Consider the following 739-nt stretch of genomic DNA (forward strand, 5'->3'; position numbering starts at 1 on the left):
ATTTGAAAACAGTGAACTTGTAAAAAATACATGGATTAATGATTATCAGTTAATTAATGTTCAAAATATTTCTGATGAAAAATTAAAAGAAAAAGCTTGGTCTGGAATCTTGCAGTTTTTTTTAGAACATATCCACGAACGAGATTTATTAAAGAGATGGCAAGAAGTAGCTGATCTTTTACCAGAATTTATTAAAGTTAATATTGGTATAGATTATATAGAGCTAATTTTGTCCTACACCTTGAATAAGATTAGTTTGAAACCTACCTTACCGCCACATATCAAAACTTTACTTTCTTTTGAAGCTCTTAGAAAGGAAAAAAGATAGTTTTGTAGAGCGTAGCCTAAAGAAATCTATAGTAGATATTTTATTTTTGAATATCATAGGAAAGCGACAGGAAATAAAAAATTTCCTTTTGTGTACCCTTTGTGTGTTCTACAATGGTGTACAAAACTATAATGCACCTACTAATCTATGGGAGTTATTTGAAAACAGTGAACTTGTAAAAAATACATGGATTAATGATTATCAGTTAATTAATGTTCAAAATATTTCTGATGAAAAATTAAAAGAAAAAGCTTGGTCTGGAATCTTGCAGTTTTTTTTAGAACATATCCACGAACGAGATTTATTAAAGAGATGGCAAGAAGTAGCTGATCTTTTACCAGAATTTATTAAAGTTAATATTGGTATAGATTATATAGAGCTAATTTTGTCCTACACCTTGAATAAGATTAG

The 739-nt window shown here is 28.3% G+C and carries 1 protein-coding gene and 1 pseudogene; both read left to right on the forward strand.

Features of this window, described 5'->3' with window-relative positions:
* Nucleotides 1–328, forward strand: a pseudogene (locus O6R16_RS08000) (Rpn family recombination-promoting nuclease/putative transposase); the annotation flags it as partial.
* On the forward strand, nt 300–739 hold a 440-nt coding region (locus O6R16_RS08005; protein ID WP_499680707.1), incomplete at its 3' end, for an Rpn family recombination-promoting nuclease/putative transposase. The pseudogene O6R16_RS08000 and the gene O6R16_RS08005, both read left to right, overlap by 29 nt.

The organism is Candidatus Rickettsia tasmaniensis, from assembly GCF_036857515.1.
In the GTDB taxonomy this organism is placed as follows: Bacteria; Pseudomonadota; Alphaproteobacteria; order Rickettsiales; family Rickettsiaceae; genus Rickettsia; species Rickettsia rickettsii.